The 22,245-nt window shown below is 66.5% G+C and carries 11 protein-coding genes; 8 read left to right on the top strand and 3 right to left on the bottom strand.

Annotated elements, in window-relative coordinates:
• Positions 1-10 precede the first annotated feature (10 nt).
• Both OG841_RS31605 and OG841_RS31600 read left to right on the top strand, forming a co-directional pair.
• A complete protein-coding gene (locus OG841_RS31605) occupies positions 11-2,044 on the top strand; it encodes a hypothetical protein (RefSeq protein WP_371567458.1) in 2,034 nt (677 codons plus the stop codon).
• Positions 2,045-2,128: 84 nt separating this feature from the next.
• Positions 2,129-3,505 (top strand): IS1380 family transposase, encoded by a 1,377-nt coding sequence (locus tag OG841_RS31600; protein WP_266697342.1) that lies wholly within the window; start codon positions 2,129-2,131, stop codon positions 3,503-3,505.
• A 166-nt stretch (positions 3,506-3,671) separates the two neighbouring features.
• Here OG841_RS31600 and OG841_RS31595 read toward each other — a convergent pair whose 3' ends face one another.
• On the bottom strand, positions 3,672-3,992 hold the full coding sequence (locus tag OG841_RS31595; protein ID WP_371567456.1) for a hypothetical protein: 321 nt from the start codon (positions 3,990-3,992) through the stop codon (positions 3,672-3,674).
• Between the two features lie 252 nt (positions 3,993-4,244).
• On the opposite strand from OG841_RS31595, the gene OG841_RS31590 reads away from it, so the two are divergent.
• Together OG841_RS31590 and OG841_RS31585 are read left to right on the top strand one after the other, a co-directional pair.
• The gene (locus OG841_RS31590; protein ID WP_328638277.1) at positions 4,245-4,427 is read left to right on the top strand and encodes a hypothetical protein; all 183 of its coding nucleotides are present in this window, start codon (positions 4,245-4,247) and stop codon (positions 4,425-4,427) included.
• 133 nt (positions 4,428-4,560) lie between these two features.
• Complete coding sequence (locus OG841_RS31585; protein ID WP_371567454.1) at positions 4,561-4,767, top strand: tyrosine-type recombinase/integrase; 207 nt, start codon at positions 4,561-4,563, stop codon at positions 4,765-4,767.
• A 128-nt stretch (positions 4,768-4,895) separates the two neighbouring features.
• Here OG841_RS31585 and OG841_RS31580 read toward each other — a convergent pair whose 3' ends face one another.
• Both OG841_RS31580 and OG841_RS31575 read right to left on the bottom strand, forming a co-directional pair.
• The gene (locus tag OG841_RS31580) at positions 4,896-5,420 is read right to left on the bottom strand and encodes an SMI1/KNR4 family protein (RefSeq protein WP_328638278.1); all 525 of its coding nucleotides are present in this window, start codon (positions 5,418-5,420) and stop codon (positions 4,896-4,898) included.
• A gap of 1 nt (position 5,421) precedes the next feature.
• Positions 5,422-13,992 carry a ricin-type beta-trefoil lectin domain protein gene (locus OG841_RS31575; protein ID WP_371567452.1) on the bottom strand — a complete coding sequence of 2,857 codons (8,571 nt, stop codon included), beginning with the start codon at positions 13,990-13,992 and terminating at the stop codon, positions 5,422-5,424.
• Positions 13,993-14,335: 343 nt separating this feature from the next.
• Between OG841_RS31575 and OG841_RS31570 the strand changes: the two genes are divergently transcribed.
• The 4 genes from OG841_RS31570 to OG841_RS31555 all read left to right on the top strand — a co-directional run bounded on the left by OG841_RS31570 (position 14,336) and on the right by OG841_RS31555 (position 21,784).
• On the top strand, positions 14,336-18,235 hold the full coding sequence (locus OG841_RS31570; RefSeq protein WP_371567450.1) for a LamG domain-containing protein: 3,900 nt from the start codon (positions 14,336-14,338) through the stop codon (positions 18,233-18,235).
• Between the two features lie 199 nt (positions 18,236-18,434).
• On the top strand, positions 18,435-20,111 hold the full coding sequence (locus OG841_RS31565; RefSeq protein ID WP_371567448.1) for a hypothetical protein: 1,677 nt from the start codon (positions 18,435-18,437) through the stop codon (positions 20,109-20,111).
• A gap of 89 nt (positions 20,112-20,200) precedes the next feature.
• On the top strand, positions 20,201-20,968 hold the full coding sequence (locus tag OG841_RS31560; RefSeq protein WP_371567446.1) for a transposase: 768 nt from the start codon (positions 20,201-20,203) through the stop codon (positions 20,966-20,968).
• Between the two features lie 315 nt (positions 20,969-21,283).
• Positions 21,284-21,784, top strand: coding sequence for a 3'-5' exonuclease (locus tag OG841_RS31555; protein ID WP_371567445.1), 501 nt, complete (start codon positions 21,284-21,286; stop codon positions 21,782-21,784).
• Positions 21,785-22,245 lie beyond the last annotated feature (461 nt).

The following is a 22,245-nucleotide window of genomic DNA, read 5'->3' as shown; positions in this document are numbered from 1 at the left end:
GGACCCATTGATGCCCCCTTCCGCATCGCTGTCGCAGCCTCCAGGTTGGCCCGTTCATTCCGTGCCGCCAGGACGTGCGTTTCTCCTGGGGCTGTGCGTAGGTACGGCCACCTTCATTCTTGGTTTCGGTGGTTTGCTGATGTTCTGGCTGGCCGCCTCCCACAAGCCGCACCTCCCTGGACTATGGGACTTCCGAAGCGCCACCGTGGGGGACGGGCTACTTCTGCCCCTTCTGCTCGGCGAACTGGCGTGGGCCGCGGCCCGTCTTGGAGGCGCGGGTGTCAAGCAGTGGCGATGGGTCGTCGGTGCCGCCGTCGGTGCCGCGGCGGCTGGTGTCGCGACCCAGTTTGCATGGCTGGCGGATCCTCATCCTCGCCTCAACTGGACCCTCCCGAGGCCAGGTGTGTTCAACTGGGCCGGGCTGTATCACGCGGCCTTTCTTGTCCTGGCATGTGCCGCACTGGCGGGCTCGCTCGTCGCGGTCTTGGTCAGGTGGCGCGAGCGGCAGCGGATGGATGCGCGGTTCTCCGTGGAGGTGTTCGGGACATCAGCGCCGATCCTGTTTTTGACCGTCGGTTTCTCGTACGTCTGGCTTCTGTTCCACGACAGCGTCGGGCATGGGATTACGGAGGCAGCGTTGGCGTCCCTGGCGGGCACGGTTCTGGCATTGATTGCCCTAGCCGTCCTGGTCCGCACAGTCATCCGAGCACGCATGCCCATCGCTGACGTCCTTCTGGCCACGGTCGGGTCCGCAGGATTCTCCGTATTCGTCCTCTCAGTCCACAAAGGCGTGCTGGCTCACACGGCCATCGTGGTCTTCTGTGCTACCACGCTCATATTCGGCGTCTTCTCGCCGATGCGGCTTTCTGGCGAGGGGCGATGGCAAGCATTTACGGTCTGCGGTTCAGCGATGCTCATGGGAGCGTTGACTCTCGACGAAGGCCCGTCGCACGTGAAGTTGACGGTGCTGTTGGCAACGGCTGCTATCAGCCTGCTCTGTCTGATCCTTATGTGGGGCCACGCCAAGGGCCCGCCCGGTCTCGAGCTCTGGATCCCGGTCGTCGTCGTCATCGTGATGGCTGTGCTGGCCCCGTGGATTGGAAGCGGCACTCTCAGTAACACCGCCACCAAGTACGTGCTCGGGCTGGCCGCGCTCCTGCTCCAGTACCCGTACATTGCCATCGAGACCTACTACTTGCGAGCGGCATCGTTCACGCCGGAAACCAAGGACAAGAAGCCTCATGTACCGCAAAGCGCAGTCTCCCTACTCGCACTCGGTTGCGGCGCGATGGTCGCCTATTTCTCCTTCATTATCTCCGGGGCGAAGGCGGCCGGCTTCGAAGCCGCGACGTCGGTACTCCCCTGGGCCAGGCACCCATGGGTGATGGTTATTGTCGCATTGGGTGCCTGTAGCGCGGCACTCCTCATCAATACCCGCGCCCGATTCTCCGGATCGGATGACAAAATCCGACTCGCGCGGTCGGCGAGCGCATTAGCCCTGCTGGGGTCGATCAGTTGGATCGCCGCACTGGCATTGACGTTCCGCCCCGCCCAGGGACTCACGTCCTGGTATGTCGGCGCTGCTGTGGTGGCGGCTACCCTTCTCGGGCTGCTCACGACGGAGTCGATCATCGTGAGCACGGCCGTCCTGCAGGCGATCAAGACGACGCGGAGTGCGCTCTCGTTGGCGGCTGTCGCCGGAGCAGCGGTCTTCTGCAGTGTGCTCTGGCTGACGTTGAGCGGCATCTGGTCCGGGCGGGTGGCGGCGACTCTGCCAGCCTCGCTGACATCGATGGCAATCGCTTACGGAGGCGGCTACGGCGTGGCAGTGCTGTGCGGCCTCACAGTGGCGGTTGGGTGCCGCGTACCGCCCGCCACCGAGGATCCGCCCCTGTTCAACGTCCTTCAGGACCAACTGCTCTACTGCGCCTTGGGATCGTTCGCCATCTGGTCCGCTGCAGTTGCCTATGCTCGCGCTCCGCTACAGGACAGCCCGCACCTGCTTAGCCTCGCGCTTTCACGTGGCAGGGCGTCCGGTAGGTGATCAGAAACGCGGAGAGTGCTCCTGACCTGCAACGATGGGACTTGTCTAGGGTCCAGGTCGTCGCGTGAAAGAAGCACTCTCCAGGTGAAGAAGCGTATCGGGTCCTACCCGTGTGTCCGTACCGAAGGTGGTGGTCGCGGGGTGGTCTCCCAGGCCGGCGGTGTGCTGCTGGTGGAGACGATCCGCAAGACTGGCCTGGACAGGGCGATATCGGCGGCGTTGGCGCCGTGGCGCAAGTCGCGGGCGGTGCATGATCCGGGCAAGGTCCTGCTGGATGTGGCGCTGGCGGTCGCGCTGGGCGGGGACTGCCTGGCAGATGTGGGCATGCTTCGGGCCGAGCCAGCCGTGTTCGGGCCGGTCGCCTCCGACCCGACAGTCTCCCGCCTGATCGACACCCTTGCCGCCTCGGGCGAGAAGGCACTGACCGCAATCCGCACAGCCCGGTCCGAAGTCCGTTGCCGGGTCTGGAAGTTGGCCCGCGACGGGGCTCCGGACGCTGGTGGGCAGGTGACCGTGGATCTGGACGGAGTGCTGGTCATCGCCCACTCGGACAAGCAGGACGCCGCCCCGACCTGGAAGAAGACCTACGGTCACCACCCGCTGATGGGTTTCGTCGATCACGGCTCCGGTGGCACCGGTGAACCTGTCGCGTCCCTTCTCAGGGCGGGCAACGCGGGCTCGAACACGGCCGCCGACCACATCGAGGCCGCCCGCCTCGCCCTCGCTCAGCTGCCCACGAAGTACCGGCGGGGGCGACAGACCTTGATCCGCTGCGATTCCGCGGGCGGCACCCACGAGTTCGTCGCCTGGATCGCCCAGCGCGGGCGCTGGCTGTCCTACTCGGTCGGCATGGTGATCACCGAAGCCATTCACCAGCACGTCCTGAAGATCCCGGCATCGGCATGGACGCCGGCCGTCGAGACCGGCGGCGAGGTCCGCGACGGGGCCTGGGTCGCCGAGCTCACCGGCGACCTGCTTGAGGGCTGGCCGAAGGGCATGCGGCTGATCGTCCGCAAGGAACGGCCGCATCCCGGGGCCCAGTTGAGGATCACCGATGCGGACGGCATGCGGATCACCTGCTTTGCTACCAACACCGCCGGCCGTCCCATCGCCGAACTCGAGCTCCGTCACCGGCTGCGGGCCCGGGCCGAGGACCGTATCCGAGCTGCCCGCGCGACGGGCCTGCGCAATCTGCCCCTGCACGACACCGCGCAGAACAAGGTGTGGCTGGAGATCGTCCAGATCGCACTCGACCTGCTGGCCTGGATGCCCATGCTCGCCCTGACCGGCCAGACCCGTCTCTGGGAACCCCGCCGCCTCCGCTTCCGCCTGTTCTCCGCAGCCGCCCAGCTCGTCACCACCGGCCGGCGCCGCATCCTCCGCCTCGCGGCCCACTGGCCCTGGACCAACGAGATCACAGACGCCCTCGCACGGCTCACACTCCTGCCGAACCCCGGCTGACCAGCAGCTTCCCTACCCCTGCGAGTAGCACCACCCCACCCGGAGCAGTGGAACCCGGCGCCCACCCGACGCGACACTCGGGCCCACGGCCTGCCCGCAATCAGCCACCGAAAGCGAAACGGTCCACCGACTCCCTCGCGGACCGTCAAGAAAGATCGAGGTTAGCTCATTCACACAGGTCGCGATCTTCCTTGGCCCCTTCGCACTGTTGTTCGTCTTTACGTTCCGAAACAACTGGAGCCATATGAAACGACAGCCCGAACGTATCAAGGGGGTGGCCGGAAACCTGGGACGTCCGGTCGACGAAAAAGCCTGGGTCCGCAATCTGCGTAGACACATGATGCTCCAGACCATCTGCGCGATCGGACTTGCCGTTGTATCTCTCGCAGGCGTCGCGGCCACCTTTCTCGCCGCCCTCACTGGCGTCTACAGGTTGTTGCTCGCCCGGAGCGGCAAACCATCGTAGAGCGCCTATGGGAACCCGCACCTACCTCGCGCTCCGCCCTTGCTGCGACAACCACATCGAACCCGTCAATCGAGCATGGCTGCCGCGGTTCCACCCAGGGACGTTGCAAAGTTAGCGCCCCCGATGAGATCGGGCTGTGGTTCGGGCTCCCCGAACCGCACTATCTGCGTCCCCAAGTGCGCTGAAGCGCACGCCTCGACACCGGACAGAGCACCAAAGCGGACACCACCCGACTTTGCCGACGCCCTGGGCTGAGACCTGGCCGCAGCGCCGTTGGCCACGCCGGTCGACGCACGCGTGCTCTCCTGCGAAGAAGGACGGCGCAAGCCCGATCCGGAGCTCTTCCACCTGATCACACCCCGCCTCGACACCGACCCGCAGAACTGCCTCAACATCGGCGACGGCGACGGCAGCGGGACGAACTCACGCACCGGCGCAGCCAGCCGCCTGCCGTGAACGGTCAGCCGGGCATTACGGTGGGACACGAAGGCCTCCGTGCGGTGAAGATTCGACACCTCCACCACACACGGGGCCTTCGCCACGATCAAGTCCGACCCCGCGTTAACAACGCTCGTGATCAATACAGCTAGTGCGCGACGCGCACCTACGCCACTCGACGGCGACGCTTCTCCTGTGGCAGGGCGTCGAGCTCGTCGTCATCGAGGAGCTCCTGGGCCACGCCCACATCGGCGCGACCGCAACGGTCTACGCCCACGTCCGCCTCCGCCCGCCAGGCCATCGACCTCCTCGGCCACGCCCTCAGCAACCTCACCGACACCGCCTCCAAGCCCGATGACGGCGACGGCCCGCCGCTTCGTGCAGCACCCGTCCGCTGACGTTGCCGTCAACTACTGCCGTCAAACAGCACAACGGCCCCACTGGAAACAAATCCGGCGGGGCCACTGGCGCAATTAAGGAAGACTGCTAGTAAGACTCAAATATCGGTGCCATTGACGGGAATCGTCGCGGAAAAATAGGCACAGCAATTGTACGATCTAGGACCTTGGCCAAGAATCCCGACATGTCACCAGGGAATTCGAACCACTCTTCACCCCGAGGCTCCTTCACAAGAACGGTCCATGTATCGGGAGCATCGATGTCCGTACGCCTCCAAAAGAGGACGTCTCCGTTGTCCGTTCGACCGAAAGCGAGCACTTCCACTGGATCGTCGATCCGATACGGCATTGGCTCACCGGCGTCTCTCAGGTATCTGAGCGCCCACAACGACTCACCAACTTGAGTAGGAAGATCAATGGCCCGCAGTTCACTCGACGGCTGATAGATGTGAATGAACTGCGAGAAACAGCCCGGACCGTATCGCCGGACCATCTCCTTATAGTCGGCGGGCAAAACACAGCCAATCAGATGCTCGACAGATTGCCAGTCGACTTCATCAGGCTGGACACCCGGGGGAGGCGACACGACGGACGCTAGCTCATCGATGCTCATGCTACCTCCCATTCAAAATTGAGACATTTAGACTGAAGTCTCCGTTGCCATACGCGGAAAGGGTTACGGCGCGCGGCACTAGATTTCTTCCCTCATATATAGGGGTGACCGAGTATTGGACAAATTGACCACCTTCTACAGCCAGTCGAACTTGCCTTTCAAATCCGCTCATGATGGGAGTATTCACAGGATTCTGAAGAAGCGTTACCAAATTCTCTGGGATATCACCCGAGCCACCGAGCTGCCTTCCAAGCAAGTGACCACGTGCCTGATCTCCAATCGGACGCCCTCCGGTGAATCCCGGCGGACGAATGTCAGGGTCTGCTGGCGTGCCTTCCCCAATCATTGGGCGGCTAACGGCGGCGGACATGCCTTGAGGGCGCCCCAAGGCGTCCGGCCCCGCAAATTGTACGCTCCCACCCCACGTCGGATCTGTTTCGCAGCGCTTCGTGTTGTGAACCAAGATCGGCGTGGATCCGGCCATCACATAGTACGTGTGGAGTTGCTGGACAGTGAGGTTCCAGCGGTTTGCCGCACCTGGCGTGGGCTGCGTGTTAACGACGTAGGCGTGGCCGTTGGTGGGGGTGTTGAGGGCGTCGCCGTGGTGGAGTTTGCCGGCGGCGATCCAGGTGTGGGTGGTGTCGTCCCAGAACGGGTGATTGGCGGTGGTGTGGAGGATGGCGGTGTGGCCATCTTTGGTGCGGACGGTCAGGTCGAGGAGGTCGTGATCGTGATTGATCCACACGTGCCGAACGGTGCGGGTGCCCCGGTGCCTTCCGGTTGCGGGATCGGCGGCTTCGACCTTATCGCCGGCTTTGATCTTGCCGATCGGCGTCGTCTTGCCGTTGTCCATCAGGACTGGGGTGTCTGGTGAGAAGCTGCAGCCTTCTTTCGCAGTGGAGGTGCTTTCGCCCTTGCTCGGGGTGTCTGGTGCTGCGGCTTCGGTATTGGTGTGTTCGGCTTGGGCCTGGGCGTCCGCCTTCTTGGCCGCGGCACCTCTGGCAGCCGCGGCATCTTCAGTGGCCTGCTTGGCCGCGCTGGCCTCAGCCGCCAACTCGTCTGCTTCTTCGATTGTCTCGGCCGCAGCACTGCCCAGTCCCACGATGACGCGGGTACCGGCAAGCAGACTCCCGCCCGCCTCGGCGTCCGCGACCCCCATAGCCAGACCGGCAACACAGTCCACGACGCCGGTCTCCACGCATACCGTGACAGCGCCGGCCACGACCGCCGTGCCTACGGTGGCGAGGAAGAGCTTGCCGCCGCCGTAGCTCTCGCACCGGCTGGTGCCGAAGTCGGCCGGCTGGCACGGAGTCTCGCCGAGAGACGGCGTGGGAGTTTGTGTGGAGGCGGGGACGGGGCCGAAGGAAGGTGTGGGGGTAGCGGACGGCGCGGCAGTTGTGTTGCCGTTTGATTTGTCCGCGTTGCCGGACTTTTTCTTTGTCGTGCTGCCGCAGCCGATGCCGGTTGCCTGGCACTGGGGTGACTCCCCCCAGCTCGCAGGGTCGAATCCCGTGGGGTCGCTGCTACTCGAGGGGTTGTCGGCGGCGTAGGTGTAGCCGCCCATCTGGTTGGGGTCGCCGGCTTGGAAGATGGGGTCTGGGGCGAGGAAGCGGCCCTGGGCGGGGTCGTAGTTGCGGGCGCCGAGGAGGTCGAGGCCGGTGGTGGCGTCGGTGGGCTGGCCGAGGTAGCCGTGGTTTTCGTCGGCGGCTACCCAGGAAGTGGGCTTGGTGCCGCGGGAGTTGCCGTAGGGGTCGTAGTAGCGGCGGGTGACCGCCAGGGTGCTGGCGTCGATGGCGGCGGTGGCGGTGCCCTGGGCGTTGGCGACCTGGTAGGTGACGGTGCCGGTGCTGGAGCGGGTGATGGTGGTGCTGTCCGGGCCAGTGATGTTGCGCAAGCCGGTCCAGGTCTTGGCGGAGACGTTCAGGGTGATCTGTTCGCTGCCACCGAAAAGGTACAGGATGCGGGATTTGTCGGTGCCGTCGATGGCGCTGGTCTGTTCCAGCAGGCTGCCGTCGGCGGCGTAGAGGTACTTGCTGGTGTTGGTGTGTGTGCCCGATCCGGTGGCAACGGTGGCAGTGCGGCCCTCGGCGTCGTAGGTGAGGGTCTGGGTCTGTCCGGGCGGCACGGCTCCGGTGCCGGCGGTGGTCCAGCTCTGGCCGGCGCTGCCGCAGGTGGCGAGGGTGAGCTGGGTGCGGATAGTGGCGCTGGCGGCCGGGTCGGTCACGCACATCGTGCTGTTGGCGTTGCTGACCAGGGTGCCGGTGCTGGTGGCCTTCCACTTCTGGGTGGCGTCGCTGTTGCAGGTGTCGATCACCAGGAGGGTGCCGGCGGTGCTGGCGTTGCCGGTGGTGTCCAGGCACATGGTGCCGAGCACCTTGACGGTGCCGTCGGTGCCGATCGTCCAGTTCTGGGCGGCGGAGGCGTTGCAGGTGTAGGTGCGCACCACTGCGCCGGGGGTGGTGGAGGCGCCTGCGTCGTCGATGCAGAGCTTGCCGCCGCCGGTGAGGGTGAAGCCGGTGGTGAGCGGGCCGGTGGTGGTGGCCTTCCGGCTGATGGTGTCGCCGGCGTTCTTGTTGTTGTAGGCCGGGTCGGTGTAGCTCGGTGTCCAGGTTGCACTGCCGGTGGTGGGGTTGCTGCTGGTCGTGGTGCCGGCCTGATCGGGCAGGGTCGCGGTGGTGGTGCCGTCGGTGCCGGTGTAGGCGGTGGTCTGCGTGGTGTTGTTGGCCGCGGTGCCGGTGGTGTCGTGGTTGACCATGCCGGTGCGGTCGCCGAGCAGGTCGTAGGTGTAGGTCTGCCAGTACGGCGCCGGGCCGCCGACCGTGGTGGTCGTGACGGGGGCCGTGGTGGTGGTCTGTACGGGGCCGGTGTTGCAGCCGCCGACGCTCCCGACCGGGGCGCTGGTGGAGTTGGTGATGCCTGCGGTGTCCGTCCATGCGGCGGTCAGTCGCTGGAAGGAGTCGTAGGTGAAGCATTGGGTGTCGTGGGTGGTGTTGTTCTGCAGGTCGTCGATCGCGGTGATCTCGCCGGCCTGGTTGTAGCGGTAGTTGGCCACGTCCAGGGCGGTGGTGGAGGTCTGCAGCATGCTGGACGTTTGGGTGACCCGACCGGTCGTGGCGTCGTACTGGGCGAAGGTGGCCAGTTCCTTGCCGGTGGGTCCGTAGTTGGTCTGCAGGACCCGGCCGAAGGGGTCGTGGACGGCGGTGTCCAGGTAATCGGGGGTGTTGGCCGCGGTGATGAATCCGCCGATGCCGTCGAGGTTTCCCTGTTGGGTGTAGCCGTAGTCGATGTCTTCGGCGGGCAGGTTGCCGTCGGCCTGGTAGCGCAGGGTGGACAGCAGGCCGACGGTCGGGGTGTAGAAGGCGGACGCGGTGTAGGTGACGGTGCCGCTGGTGGGTGCGGTGGACTGGCCGGCTGCGGCGAAGCCGTCGGTGGCCGGGATGGTCAGGGTGGTGCTGGTCGGCTGGTAGGCCGTGTTGTAGCCGGTGACCGCCTGGGTGTATGCCGATCCGGATGTTCCGCCGACGTACCGGGTGGAGGAGGTCGGGTAGCCCTTCGCGAGCGTGTCGTACGCCCAGGAGGCGAGCTTCTTGGCGGGGTCGGGGGTGGCCGACCACGCGCTGTTGTATTCGGCGGTGGGGCGGTTGTCCCAGTCGTACGCGTAGGACAGCACCTGGCCGCGCCCGTCGGTGGTCTGTAGCAGGTTGCCGACGGTGTCGTACTTGTCGTAGCTGGTGGTGCCGGTGTTCGGGTCGCTCTGGGAGGTCTTCTGGCCCAGCAGGTTGTAGTGGTAGGACCAGGTGTTGCCGGCGCTGTCCTTGATCGTGTCGACCTGGCCGGCCGGGGTGTAGGTGTACGCGGTGGTGGCGTCGGCTTGGGTGGCCAGGTGCCAGGTGTTGGTCGTCCAGATCGCGGCGCCGGTGCTGTCGTACAGCACCATGTTGGCGTCGTTCTGGATCTGCATCACGGTGCCGGTGGCGGTCCCGCTCGACCACAGGACGGTGGTGGCACCGGCGTTGTAGACGACGAAGTTGCCGTCGCTCCCGAGCGTGGCGAAGGCTCCTGGGTTGCCGGAGGTGCTGGTCGACCACAGGGTCTTGCCGGTGGCGAGGGAGGACAGCACCAGATTGCCGTCGGCCTGCATGGCCAGCCGTACGCTGGCGGACGTCAGTGACGTGCCCGAGGGGATGACCTGCCCCTTGCTGAGCTTGGCCAGGCTGCCGCTGTTCTTGACGACGCTTTTGACGGTCTGGCCAAGCGCGTTGGTGTAGGTCGCGGTGGAGCGGCCGCCGACGGGGGCGGTGGTGTCGGTCTCGTCGGCGCCGGGGTAGCTGGTGGTGGTGTGCCACTGCTGGACGGCCTGATGCCACAGCGTGCCGGTGATGGCGCGGCCCTCACCGTCGTAGGCGGTGGTGGTCTCCGACGGGATCTGGTTCTCGTTCGCCGCGTACAGGGTGGTGGAGGGGGAGTTGTTCGGCTCGGAGTACGGCGCGAACGAGGCGGTCTGCCAGCCGTGGGAGTCGTAGAAGGTGTCGGAGATGATCCGGCCGGAGTTGGTGTCGCCATCGGCCGTGGCCTGGGTCTGTCGCGGCTGCAGCATTCCGTCGTAGATGGTGATCGAGGAGGCGTATGTGCCGTCCTCGCGCAGGGTCTTCGTGGTCACCGCGGAGGGGGCACCGGGTGAGGTGATGGTGCCGCCCGGGGCGGCGAGCGCGCCGGAGTTGATCGAGTAGGCGAACGTCCTGTCCGCGCTCTGGCCCGAGGCCTTGTCGCGGCCCGGCAGCCAGACGGCCGTGCGCCGCCCGAGTGCGTCGTAGGTGATATCGGTCTTGCGGTTGTTGGCGTCGACGTTCTCTGTGGGCAGACCGCGCAGTGCGTCGAGGGTCGAGGTGACCTTCCAGCTCTGAGAGTTGGTGGTCGAGATGCTGGTCGGGTTGGTGTTGCCGCCGAGGAGGGACCATGCCGGGCTGAACGCGGTATGGGTGTTTTGCCCCGTGACGTCGACGCTGTCGGTGATGCGACCGCCACCGTCGTACTTCATCGCCGTACTCGTCTGCCAGTTCTCAGTGCCCCCGGTGTAGTCGGTGGCGGTGCGCACGGCGCTCACCTGGCCGATGGCTGTGCTGCCGGCCTGGTCAAGCTGTCCGAAGGTGCCCAGGTTGGTGAGCGTGCCGTCGCCGTCGTAGTAGATCTTCTTGTCCGCCAGCAGTGTGCTGGCGGAGACCGCAGTGCCGCACGGACCGCTGACGGAGGTGACCTGGTCCGGGTAGGACAGGGTCATCGTGTTGCCGGCCGACGGCGCCGCGTACGTCGTGGTGGAGCACTTCTCCTGCGCGGCCACGCTCACGTCACCGTGTGCGTCGACGGTCGAGACCCGGCCCTGACTGTCGTAGGTGGTGTCGGTCTGCGTGTGACGCCACGTCCCGTCCGCGAGCAGGTCGTAACCGTTCGACTGGGTGGTCTTGGTGCGGTAGGCGGCGAGGTCGGGCAGGGTGGACAGGGTCGGCTTGGTCTGGCCGGGGTTGTCGTCCTGGGTCCAGTCCGTCCACGGAGTCTGGGTGGCGTGAGCGGTGGTGGTGAAGGTGAACGGACCGCTGACGGTCACGGCGTTGATGGAGCCACCCGCCGCGGTATAGGTGTCGCTCTCCAGGGCCGTACCCGCGAGTTGATTGACGTCGGGGACATTCTGCACCGTGGAGCTGCCGACCTTGGCGGCGACGGTGATCGAGCGGCGGGTGCCGTCAGACTTGTAGTCGCCGTCCATGCCCTGCAGATAGGTGGTGGTCTGCTGGGTGACGGGCTCGGGGGCCTGCCCGGTCTGCACGGTGACGGTGCGGAAGCCGCGGAACTGGTCCCAAGTGCGGTACTGGTCGTCCGTCTGCGCCGAGTCGTCGCGGTGCCAGGCGGCCCCGGCGTAGCTGTAGGTGGAGACCTGCGTCTCCGAGCCGGCAGGGATGTTCTGGGAGTTCGGCTTGTACTGGGATGCGATGGTCAGGTCGGAGGCGGTGACCGTGTGCACGGTGGTCTTGTTGAACCAGTCCGCGATCGGCTTCGAGGCCCCGGGCACCGTCCAGTAGACCGGGTAGCAGGAGTTGGCGTTGGCGTCGGCGGCCGAGATGGACAGCGTCTTGTTCGCGCACGGGTTGAGGTTGTAGTCGACGGCGATGGACTCGCCTGTCTCGGTCTGGATCGAGGAGATCCTCGGCCGGTACAGGGGCGGCGCGGACGGTGAGGTGTCGCTGACGCGGTTGTCGATCTCGGTGCCGGTGAAGGCGACCTGGTTCAGCTCGATGTCGCTGTTGCCGTTGCCGTAGGTGTCTTTGCCGGTGTGCTGGATCGACTGCAGCCACATCACCGCCTGCAGAGAGCCCGCGTCCTGGGGGTCCACAGTCGTGCCGGTGACCGGGTCCACCGTGCCGCCGGCATCGGAGTAGACCTGCCCGAGTTGGTAGCTGTCGACGGCCGTGAGGGCATCGGTGGTGGCGTCCTTGACGTGGACCTTGGTGGTGATGCTGTCCAGACGGGTGGTGGACCAGAACGTCGGCCCCATAGTGACGCAGACGTTGGTGGGCACCGAGGTCGACCCGGAAGGCAGGGTGGTGCTGTCGGTGGAGTCGCAGTGCAGGTCCCATGGCACGTCGGGCCAGTGCGGGGCCGTGCTGTCGTTGAGGTTGCCCGCCGAGCAGTCGGTGAAGCTGCTCGTGGTCTGGCAGCGCTGCTTGGAGGTGAAGGTGACCTGAGCGGCGGGGGTACGTCCGCTCTGCTCGTCGGTGAGCCTGTAGCCGTAGGAGATGCTGTCGAGCTTTCCGCTGCGGACGTACGAGGCCAGGGTGCCGGAGTCACCGGAGGCCGCCTGGCCGCCACCGAGGTCGTAGTAGTTCGTCTCGCTCGTGTAGTCGTAGCGCTGCACGATTCCGCTCGGCGACACGACGAAGTCCAGGTTCCAGCGCCAGCCTTCGTGCTTGGCGCACTGTGACGTCTTGCCCTTGGCCGAGTCGTAGCACGGATCGCCCGATTGCGGGTGCAGCACCGGCATGCCCCAGGCGGCGTCGGTCGAGGAGTCGCCAGGAGTTCCGGACTGCATCCCGCCGGAGGTGCCGGGGCCGGTCGGGGAGTGGTCGGCACCGAAGTAGGCGGCTGTGCCGTCGGTGGTCACGACGCGGAAGTAGATACCGTCCTGCAGTCCGTTGGGGGCCCCGGACAGCTCCTGCACCAGCGTCCCGTCATCGCCCTGCAGCCGCCACTGCTTGATTTCACCCGACACACTGGAGTCGACGCCGTCCGGCACCAGTTGCCCGGAGTGCGAGCCGAAGGAGATCGTGGCGTTGTCCCCGGCCCAGCATTCGTCCCCCGACCCCTTGAGGATCTTGTTGCCGCTGCTGTCCAGAAGGGACCCGCAGGAACGATACGTCCGCTCCACGAACCCTGGCTGGTAATCCCAGCCGTCACCGACCCAGGAGGCCTGGGAGTTACGCGCCGAGGTCTCCCCGTCCTCGGACTGCGAGTCGTAGGACAGACCCACCGAGGGGGCGTTGCCGCCGACCGCGGAGGGAACGTCGATCGGGTAGGAGTACGTGAACGCACCTGTGCCCGATGTCTGCCAGTTCCCGGAAGGGGCCAGAGATGTTGCCGCGTAACTGCCCTGTGAACCCGCACTGCCCGAGGTGACCTCGACCGCCGCCGTCTCCGCGGACATCGCCGTCTGCGCGGACATCGCCATCGGCGCGGCTTTGGTGTCGGAGGAAGACGGCACGGAGCCCGAGGACGAGTTGAGGGTGAGCGTCGCCGTCAGTTGGTCCGCGGCAGCCCGGTTGGTGAACGCGATCGGTGTCTGTGTCCGGCACCGCGCCAGCTGAGGAGTGGTCAGCGCGCATCCCGGCACCTGAACCAGCCGCAACCGCGAGCCGAAGCCGCCGCCGTACGCCTTGGCCAGCGACGAGTAGTCGATGACCGCCCGCACCCGGCTCTTACCGGCGTTGGCATCGGTACGAGTGAAGCCGAGCAGCATGCCATCCGCACCGGCACGCAGGGTCTGCGCATGCGAGGCCACCTTGACCTGGACCGCTGCGGGCGCGATCGCGGTCTTCGACTTCGACGAGTCCCCGGTAGACGGAGCAGGGGACACCCACACCGGCAGGGTGCCCGCCTTGACGGGCTTCGTCACAGGAACCGTCGTGGCCGGCGCGGAAGTTGGTGTGCTGCTTGCGGCGCTGGGTGTGCCGGCCGTCTTGGCCGCCGGGGCAGAAACGGTCCGGGTCAGGCCCACGGTCTTGGTCCCCGCCTTGGGCCACACGGGATTGGTGACCCGGTACCGGGTCACCGCCTTGTAGCCCTTCGGGTGTGCGGCGGGGGACCGGTGGAGCGTATGACTGCCGACCGTCGGCGTCTTCGGCAGGGTCTTCGGGTTCCACACCGTGCCCTTGAAGCGGTACGGCCCGATGCTCCCCCCAGCGACTGCCATCGGAGCCAGCAGTGCCAGCAGTGCCAGCAGCGCGATCGCCGCCGTGGCGAGTGTGAGTGTCCGACCCCAGATTCGGTACTGGACGCTCGCGAACCAACGCGGTCTGCCACTCACCTGTAACCCCCACATACCTGCGGTCCTGACAGACCGTCACCGCGACCACACGAAGCATGTGATCGACGGGAGGCTATTGATCGCGGGAGGCCAGCTCAATAGCCTGTGCCGACGATATGGCGATAACGCATGCCAACTGAGTGCCTGGTGTGCCCTTTCCGTGAAGGGCTGAACATCATCACCTCGCGACAAACCCGGACACCATGTGCGCCACCTGCCACGTCTTCAACGTCCGCAGATGTGACAGAGATCACAAATGCAAAGTATTGGCAAATAGAGGAAGGTTTGTGTCGCGTTGTCCGGACATACCCGAAAGTCGCATGCGCGACGGGAACTGCGCCGTGTGGCGCTGATACCCGCGCTGGCAGGTCTGTTGCTCACCGTCCCCGCTGCCTCGGCACGTGCCGAGGAGTCAGTCCCGTCTGATCCGCTGCTGGCTGCCCAGTCCGAGGCCGTCGCCAGCGGTCAGGACGTGCCCGTCGATCCCCTGACGACGCAGACCTCCACCGTCACGGCCAACCCGGACGGCATGTTCACCTCCACCACCAACGTCATGCCGGTACGGGTCCTCAAGGACGGCGTCTGGACACCCGTCGACGCCACCCTCGCCACCAATCCGAACGGCACCCTCTCCCCCAGGGCCACGCCGAACGACGTCACCCTGTCCGGCGGCGGCAACGGCCCCTTGGTCACCCTGACCAACGAAGACGGGCACAGCATGGCCCTGACCATGCCCTTCACCCTGCCCGCGCCCGCCGTCAGCGACGACACGGCCCTGTACAAGTCGGTGCTGCCCGGCGTGGATCTATCCGTCTCGGTCACCGACCAGGGCGGCTTCAGCGACGTACTGATCGTCCACGACGCCACAGCCGCCGCCAACCCGCACATCAAGAAACTCACCGAGGCCGCCTCCACCCAGGGCCTGACCCTCTCCGCTACGGATTCGGGCGGCATGGACGCGACCGCCGCCGACGGCACCGTCGCCTACACCAGCCCCCGCCCGCTGATGTGGGACTCCAGCCCTCTTCCGGACGCCCCGACGCAAAGTGCGCCCGCAGCGACCACGACCGGTAACGTCCCCGCGACATCCTCCGCTGACGGCCCCGGCGGGGGAGCCAACGTAGACACGGTGCCGATGAGCACCACCTCCAGCGGCCTCACCCTGGCACCGGACACGACCGTGCTGAACGACCCGGCAACGACCTACCCGGTATACATCGACCCGTTCAGCAACCCGGTCACCAAGGCCTCCGGCCACTACGACGAGGTCTACTCCAGCTCCACCTGCTCCGACAGCCCGCAGTACGACAAGCCGCAACCCAATGGTGAGGGCGTGGGCTACCAGCGCTGGGGCGGGGTTTGTGGCACTGGCCTGGAGCGCTCCTACTACGCCATTCCCACCAGCGGTCTCGACCCCTCCATGCAGGTCTACGGCGCCTCCATCACGGTGAGTTCCACCTACGCGGCCAGCTGGGACTGCTCCCAGAACCAGCCGATCACCCTCCACACCACAGGCGCGATCGACTCCGGCACCGACTGGAACAACAAACCGGGCACCGTCGACGGCAGCTACGACCCAGTCACGACCACGATTCCCAGCGCGGCCAACTCCGGCAGCAACTGCAGCAACCACACCGCGACTTTCAAGGTCAAGGATCAAGCCCAGCGGATTGCTACGTACCACAGCGCCAGCGGCGACTACTGGACGGTCGCCCTCTACGGCGACGAGAGCATCTCCTCCAGCAACGACGACTACCTGCGGATGTCCAGTGTCCTCACCATGACGGTGAAATTCGACATTCCCCCGGACGTGCCGGTCAAGCTCCTCACCGCACCGCCTGCGACCGGCGCGACCGGCTCCTGCGTCACGAGCGGCGACGGCTGGATCGGCGCCACCACGTACTCCAACGCCGGGAGCAACATCCAGCTCCACTCCACCGTCAAGTCGAATGTTTCCGGCGAGAACGTCAAGGCGATCTTTCACGTCTGGGACCGCACCGTCCTCGACTCCAGCGGCAACGCCCAAGATGACGGAAGCCGGGCTACCGGCTACGTCTCAGCGGACACCGCCAGAGACGTCAGTCTGCCCATCGGGTTCACCCTCAAAGACGGCCACGAGTACGGGTGGGACGCCTACGCGCAGGACAACAACTCAGCCCTGAGCCTGACATCCGATATCAGCGACCACTGCTGGTTCAAGACCGACTTCACCCCGCCGGACACGCCTGACGTCGCCACCAACTCCGACGTCCCGCCGGTTGGCACAGGCGCCACGGCTAGCGGTATCTACACCGGCAGCCAGACCAGCTTCACCGTCACCGCAGCGGACGGCGCTCCCTCCGACAGCAGCTGCACGCCCAACGCATGCCTGTCCAGCGGCGTCGATCACTTCCTATGGCTCCTCGACAGCCAGCCGACCGCGACCACCGGCAAGCCGGTGGCCATCACCAGTACCGACAGTCAGGGCACCGCGACCGGCAAGATCCCTCTCACCTTGCCCACCTGGGGCGTGCACACCCTGTACGTCGCGGCCGTCGACGCGGCCGGCAACATCTCGCAGGCTCCCTCCAGTTACACCTTCACCGTGCCCTGGAATCCCGACACGAAGATCACCCCCGGTGACGTCAGCGGCGACGGCGTCCCCGACCTGCTCGCCACCACCAAGACCGGCGACCTCGAACTGATCCCCGGCGACACCGACCCCGCCCAGAGCGCCACCCCTGCCCAGACCGGGTCGGTCACCGGCACGCCTCCCCCGATCAACGGCCCAGCCCTCGTCTCAACCCCGGCCGACTCGCCCGACGGAACCAGCTGGAACAACTACCTCATCGCTCACCGTGGCAATCTGCACGGCGCGGACGTCGACGATCTGATTGCCTACAACCGCACAACATCCCAGTTGTACGTCGTCCCGAACGATCTTGATCCTGCGGATGACAACGCCACCCAGCTTGTTCCCTGGTCCAGTTACCCCGGCTACATCGGCAAGCGCTCTGGCACCCCCGTGCCCAAAGACCCCTGCCAGCCGACCGTTCCTGACAGCCGCTGCGCAGGCGCCGGATACACCCAGACTGCACCCTGGAGCATCAGCCAGCTCGTCATACCCGGCAACGTCTACGGAAACACCGAAGGCCACCCTGCCGTCATCACCGTGGAAAACGGCAAACTGTGGATCTACCAATCCAACAACGGCAAGCACCTCGCCAACCCGGTCCTGCTTGGTGACGGTGACTGGACCGGCCTCACCCTTATCGCACCCGGCACCGTCAACGGAACCCCCACCTTGTGGGCACGAGACAACACCACCGGCGCCCTGTACACCTACTCTCTCGCTCTCGACTCCAGCGGGCTGCCTCCACTCCTGCACGCCTCCACCCACACCAGTCTGCCGCTGACCCTGTCGCCGAGCACCTACCCGGCCATCGCCTCGCCGGGAGACCTGAACAGTCCTGCCGGCGGGCCCGACCACAACCCCGATCTCTACGTCACCGGCATCCACGGCGAGCTGATCGAGTACCCAGGAACCGCCCCGACCGGCACCACCGCCAACTTCACGGCACCTGTCTCGCTGGGCAGCGCCACCAACACCGCCACCCACTGGTGGAACCTGGACGACGGCAGCGGCACCACCACAAGGGACAACGCCGGCACGCTCGATGCCACCCTGAGCGGAGCCTATTCCTGGGCTACCGACACCAACCGCGGCAAGATCCTCAAACTCACCGGAACCACCGGATACGCCGCGACCACCGGGCCGGCCACCGACACCTCCAAGAGCTTCACCGTCTCGGCCTGGGTCAACCCCACCTCACTCGCGGCCAACTCGACCTTCGTGTCCCAGTCCGACACCGCCGGAAACTCCAACGGGTTCCAGCTCTACTACTCCTCAGGCGCACACGCCTGGGCCTTCAACCTGCACAACGACAACACCGGTACATCCTTCACGGGCACCTACGGCGGAACCCCGGCCATCGGCCAATGGGCCCACCTGGTCGGCGTCTTCGACGCCGCCACGAACCAAATAACCCTCTACGTCAACGGACGCCAAGTCGACACGAAAGCGTTCGGCGGCACCCCGTGGAACGCCACCGGCTCCCTCCAGATCGGTCGCCGCGTCGCGCTGGGCGCCTACGGCGAATACGCCAACGGCGAGATCAGCGACATCCACCTCTACAACACCGCCCTGCCCCCTGCCGACGCCGCCGCGACCGGTGACAACCCGGCCATCAGCCACGTCAACTGAGTAAAAACGCACGTTCAGGCGCTCGACCGAGGCCCTCCGGTCGAGCGCCTGTCGATCTCGCAGGACAACGACACCCCACCCACACATCTACATGCCGAAACCACACCACTACAGTTCTCGATCACCTGCCCCACCTAAGCGCGCCAGTCGAACCCCGGCGCTCTCGCGGGCAGTCGACCGATTCCCTGAGGGGACACTCTTGAGACGCAACACCTTCCTGGCGGCTGCCACAGCGACCGCGCTCTCCGCCTCCCTGTTCACGGGCCTTTCCCCGGCTCACGCGGACGGCGCATCCGGCGGTCCCGTCCTGTCCGACGCCGACGGCTGGTACCAGCCGGGCAAGCTCTTCGTGACGGCACACTCCGAAAGCCCGATCACTCGGATCACGGCCCACCTCTATCCGCTGGACGCGCCGGACGGGACACCGGAAGCCGGATCGACCGAGGACTTCACCCAGTACTCGGGGCAGGACGCGCGTTCCGGAACGTGGCAGGCGCCCGTCCACCTGGCCCAGCTCGGCGACTACCGCGTGACCGTCGACCTGCAGGACGCCTCCGGCGCCACCCTCACCGGTGCCCTCTCGCCCCACACCCTGCAGTACCGGACCATCGTCACCATCTCCGACCTCACCGCCGCCCCGAGCGCGCCGGACTACCTCCACCAGAACGTCTCCGTCAGCGGCACCGTCGAAGTCGCCGATCCACGCCTCCCCGACACGCCCGCTTCAGCCGAGGGCATCCCCGTGGCCGTCAACACCGGGCGCAGCCAGGTCAGCGCGACCGCCACTGCCGGCGGCCGCTTCACCACCGCCTTCGTCCCCACCGAGCCGTCGTTCCAGTTGTCCGCAGCGCCTCAGGCCTCCGCCGCCTATCCGGGGGCGATCGACCTGCTGACGGCCCCGCAGTACCTGCACACCACCCAGGCACCGGTCCGCTTCACAGCCAGCACCCACGCCCTGAACCTGAAGCAGGGCGCCACCGGAACCATCGCCGGCCACGCCGAGATCCAGACCGCCTCCGGCTGGCAGCCGCTGCCGCACACCGACATCGCCCTCGACGGCCTCGACGCCCACGGGAATGCCGACTTCGTGGCCGGCGAGACCACCACCGACAGCCAGGGCGGCTACACGCTGCACGTCTCCTCGCAGAACCCCGCACCGAGCGCCGAACTCGTCGCCGGCACCGACTACATGCCCTTCCAGCAGGTCGCCATCCAGCCCTTCAGCCTGCACGTCGCCTACACCACCCACCTCGGCATGAGCGTCTCCCTCAACGATGACGCGACCTTGCATGTCTCCGGGTACGTCTACTACGAAGATCCGCGCGCGAAGTGGCCCGCCAAACCCACCGTCACCCTGCAGTACTCCAAGGACGGCAAGAGCGGCTGGAGGGACGCCACCACCATCCCCGTCCCCGTCCGCCACAACAAACCGCTCGTCGACGAGACGTTCGCGCGTACCCTCACCACGCGGAACACCGACGCCTACTGGCGCGCCCGCTTCAACGGCAACCCCGACCTGGGCACCAGCACCACCAAGCCCGTCCACCTCTACCGCTACGCCACCCGCATCACCGGCTTCCGAGCCCATCCCGACCCGGTCCGCAAGTCACAACCAATCAGTTTCAGCGGCACCCTCCAGTACCAGAAGGGCACCACCTGGAAGCCTCTCAGCGGCGGCTCCCCCACCCTCTACTTCAAACCCCGCGGCTCCACCACCTACCACTACATCTGCGAACTCGACAGCGACAAACACGGCCACCTCATCGGCATGGTGACCGCCGAAAAGGACGGCACCTGGGCCATCGCCCTCAGCCGCCAGACCGGAGACCACTACCTCAGAAGCGCCCGGGTCACCGACTACGTCGACGTCCGCTGAACCCCCGCCGCTTGGCTGTAGGGCGGCTGGACTTCGCGGTGCTAGAGGTTGTCCCGTAACCGGTGTGACTGTTGGGGCGTTGTCCGATCATGGGTGGGGTGATCTCAGCGGATGATCCGCAGTGGATCGAGCCGTTTGTCGGGTTGAGTCCGGAGCAGTTCAACGGGCTCGTCGCACTGGTGCGCCGGCGCGGTGGTGACATTCAGCGAGGTCGGCCGTGGCGATTGCCGCTCGAGGACCGGGTGTTGCTGGTGGCGACGTACTGGCGCACGAATCTGACGTTGCGGCAGGTGGCGCCGCTGTTCGGGGTCTCCAAGTCGGCCGCGGACCGGGTTCTGGACCACCTCGCACCGTTGCTGGCGATCTCACCGGCCCGCCGCAAACGCGAAGACACCGTCTACATCGTCGACGGCACCCTGGTCCCCACGCGAGACCGCAGCATCGCGGCCTCGAGCAAGAACTACCGGTACTCGACGAACCTGCAGGTGGTCATCGACGCCAACAGCCGCCTGGTGGTGGCCATCGGCGATCCGCTGCCCGGCAGTCGCAACGACTGCCGGGCTTTCAGCGAGTCCGGAGTCGACCGGGTCTGCCGCGGTGTCCCCACCATCGCGGATGGCGGTTACCAGGGCACCGGCCTGCTCATTCCGCACCGAAAACGTCGTGGTCAAGAGCATCTGAGTCCCGTACAGGAAGCGGAGAACTCGGTCCACCGTCGCGCTCGGGCACGCGTCGAGCACGCCTTGCCCAGGCTGAAGAACTGGAAGATTCTGCGGGACTGCCGACTCAAGGGCAACGGGGTCCACCAAGCCGCACTCGGCATCGCCCGCCTCCACAACATGGCCCTCACGGGATAGCTCAGACCCCATACGGGACAACCTCTAGAGCTCGACCCACTCAGCGGGTTCCTCCAGTGGGTCCCCGCCCGCAGGTGTCGGTACGCGCCGATCACCTTGGGAGCGCTCTTGGGGCTCGCGGACACGGGCAGCCTGGAGAGTGACTGCGGCGCACGCTGCACACACATCGGCGAGGTGCCAGGTCCGGCCCTGATCCGCCCGGATGAGCAACAGGCACCGGTGCCCCGAGCACGCCACTTGGCGACGATGCCACACACAGGTTCTCTCACGGCACTGGCAGGTGCGCAGATGCGCAGGCACTTCATACTCCAATACGTGGCGCGCGAGGTGCCTGCGGACGTCCCGGACACGCTGCGCTCCCTGGCGCAGGCTGCCCGCGATCTGATCCAGGGAAGGCGCACCCACCATCCCGAGCTACTGCTGTTCACCAGCTGGCCCACTCTGCGCGAATACGCCGAACACGACCCCACTGCCAGCGGTCTGCAGCCCTTCGCCAACCTCGTGGACGAGCACGGACCCGACGCCATCCTCCAAGCCGTCGAGCAACTCGCCCCAGAATCCACAGCCCAGGTCACGGTGTCCACCGTCCACAAAGCCAAAGGCCGGGAATGGTCCCATGTACGGATCACACCCGATTTCCCCCCACCGCCCGAAACCGACGTTCTGGACGAGGCGGGACGCCCGATTCCAGGACCCGTCAACGGGGCCGAAGCCCGCCTGGCTTATGTCGCTGTCACACGCGCCCGCCGCCACCTCGATCCCGCAGGCCTGGCCTGGATCCACCACCACCCGGACAACCCCCGTGGCGCTGGCTGACGTACCCCGCGGCGATTTACGGCGGCGTTTCCTGCCTACCGTGTTCGCTTTTACAGGCGGCGTCGGCCGTCGGCTAAGGGGTGTCGCCGGCCTGTTCATGTGGGAACGTCCCTGCGGGCGCGGGGCCAGGGCGGAGCTTGGTCCGGCCGGGAACGAAGACCAGCGCCCCAGCTCGGGAGGGGATCTCGAGCCCGCCCGCAGCGGACTCCCCTTCCAACCGCGCGGAGGCTCTCCCCCGGGTGCTGAGGCAGAGCCTCTATGGCAGTGGTCACAGGCCAAACGTCTACGCTCGGGTGGCCGAGTTCCGGTGTGGCCAACCGCGTGGCTGGAGCGGTCGATTCGGGGAGCAGGGCAGTACGGCGACCAGGCTCGCCGCAAAAACGACAGCGGGGCACCGCCGTGGATCCGGCTCCCCGCCTTGCTTGCGGTGTCGTCCGCCGAGCTGCAGGTCGCGTACGGCA

The organism is Streptomyces canus, from assembly GCF_041435015.1.
Lineage (GTDB): Bacteria > Actinomycetota > Actinomycetes > Streptomycetales > Streptomycetaceae > Streptomyces > Streptomyces canus_G.
The sequence above is the reverse complement of the archived record's forward strand: the minus strand, read 5'-3'. Positions and strand labels throughout refer to the sequence as shown.

Coding starts and splice junctions, on each gene's coding strand:
- OG841_RS31560 (WP_371567446.1), top strand. CDS start 20,201: ATGGGTGGGGTGATCTCAGCGGATGATCCGCAGTGGATCGAGCCGTTT.
- OG841_RS31580 (WP_328638278.1), bottom strand. CDS start 5,420: ATGAGCATCGATGAGCTAGCGTCCGTCGTGTCGCCTCCCCCGGGTGTC.
- OG841_RS31605 (WP_371567458.1), top strand. CDS start 11: ATGCCCCCTTCCGCATCGCTGTCGCAGCCTCCAGGTTGGCCCGTTCAT.